The following is a 1955-nucleotide window of genomic DNA, read 5'->3' as shown; positions in this document are numbered from 1 at the left end:
GATGAGGGGTATTCGTCAAGCTGGAACACCCCTCATCCGGCCGAGCTTCGCTCGGCCACCTTCTCCCACAAGGGGAGAAGGGATAGATGAGCCCCGCCAGGAAATCCGATCTGCTGCGCGAGAACGAGCTGATCTATGGCCGGCTGCTGACCATCGACGAGCCGCATCTCATCCAGCGCTACAACAAGGCTTTGGTCGCCTTCGGCCTGAAGCCGACGAAGCTGAAGAGTTTCGAGATCGACCGCACCGGCTTCTCGCCGCAGGTGGCCGAGGAATGCGGCGACTACCACTACCTAGATCCCAACGAGATCAACCGCCGTTTTATCATCCTGACGCCGTCGCAGATCGACCTGCCGGTGGTCCACACCGCCTTTTCCAATACCTCGCAACTGATGTTCGAGTTCATGTCGACGAACCAGCGCGCCATCGACGCGCTGACCATCAAGGATGTCATCTACGGCGAGATCGAGGATTCGGTCCCCAAGGTCGACGACATCGAGGATCTGCTGTCGATCAACCAGGTCGAGTTCAAGGTGCTGTCGGCGGAAGACGTGCTCGGCAAGGCCGCCGAACTCGGCAAGCTCGTCGACCAGCTGAAGCAGGAGCCGGACGCCTGGCGCGACAACGCCATGCTCACCCGCATGGTGGAGCTGGCCAAGATCTGCGGCGACATCCGTGAGAACGCGCTGGTGCCGGATCAGGTGATCTTTCGTCACAGCGCCTATTGGACCAGCCATTTCGGCGGGCTCTATGTGTTCATCGACCCGGACATGACGACGGTGATCAGCGACCCGGCAGCCCCAGGCTTCCGTCGCTCGCGACCGTGGCAAGTGAGCTACCTCTCGATCAATGATGCCGACCGGGTGTTCAAGTTCCTCGCCGCGACCGGCCGCATCGAACTGCCGCGTGCCTCATGGATCGAAACATCAGGCTATCTCGAACATCGCGCCGAAATGGTGGTGCGCGCGCTGATCCGCGACGCCGAGCCCGACCGTAATCTGACCGATGTCGACAAGGTCTGGCTGCAGACCTGGATCCACGGCCATGCCGACCTGATCACCAGGGACGGCAATTTTCCCTTCCTCAACGCCGCCAAGCGCGAGATCGCTCACCTTGGCTATCTAAAAATCGAAGACGTGTTCCCGCACCAGCGCTTCCTGGTGATCCGGGCCAAGCCCGGCCATCCCGACGCCTGGCTGACCAACCAGCTGATCTCGGATTTCGTGCCGCAGGACTTCGTCTCTCGCTACGTCTTCAACAAACCGGGATTCTACAGGGACTATGACGGCTTCAGCGACGCCTGGAGATCACATGTTGTGGACGTTCTGAAAACCACATATCTGAAAGAAAAGGTGGCGTTTCGCACACGCCTCTACGGCCTTACCGATTGAATGACCGGCTGACTGACGAGGGGGGTGACATCGCCATGCTTGATCCGATCGTGAATTTCTTCACACGGATTTTCCAGTGGATCGGCCGCGGCATCGGCTTCGCCGTCGGCGTGATCCTGTGGCCGTTCATGTGGGCCGGGCACTGGTATACGCAGCGCGGCTGGATCCTGAAGGCGGTGCTCGGCCTCGCTCTGCTCATGCTGATCGGCCTCTACGGCTACTTCATCTGGAACACGCAGGTCTGGAGCAATTTCAATCCCGCGTATGCGGAGGCATATAATTTCACGCAGCCGGCCGGAACCGCCCCGGCGCAGCCCGCTCCTTCCGCCACCGGGGAAACCGCCGGTGTCGAGGGAGAGGTCAAGACCTGCACCAACTCGGCCATTGTCCAGGTCGCGGCCGATCTCATCGATTTCAACGTCAACGAGAACGCCTGGATCTCGTCGATGATACTCTACAAGCTCGGGTTCTTCGGCATGGACTGGGACCGCACGCCGTTTCTCGACAACAAGGCCTCCTTCCAACGCGGGGTCAATCAGGCCATCCGGCGCACCGCTGTCGAGC

At 60.5% G+C, this 1955-nt stretch carries 1 protein-coding gene and 1 pseudogene; both read left to right on the top strand.

Annotation, left to right across the window (positions count from 1 at the left end):
* The first annotated feature begins 86 nt into the window (after positions 1-86).
* Positions 87-1391: a DUF6638 family protein gene (locus EOA85_RS33990; protein ID WP_127212610.1), complete on the top strand. Its 1305-nt coding sequence runs from the start codon at positions 87-89 to the stop codon at positions 1389-1391.
* Positions 1392-1426: 35 nt separating this feature from the next.
* A pseudogene (locus EOA85_RS33985) lies at positions 1427-1955 on the top strand (DUF2333 domain-containing protein); the annotation flags it as partial.

Origin of the sequence: Mesorhizobium sp. M5C.F.Ca.IN.020.29.1.1 (genome assembly GCF_003997375.1) — a bacterium.
GTDB classification, from domain to species: Bacteria; Pseudomonadota; Alphaproteobacteria; order Rhizobiales; family Rhizobiaceae; genus Mesorhizobium; species Mesorhizobium wenxiniae.
This window is presented reverse-complemented; position numbering and strand designations above follow the sequence as displayed.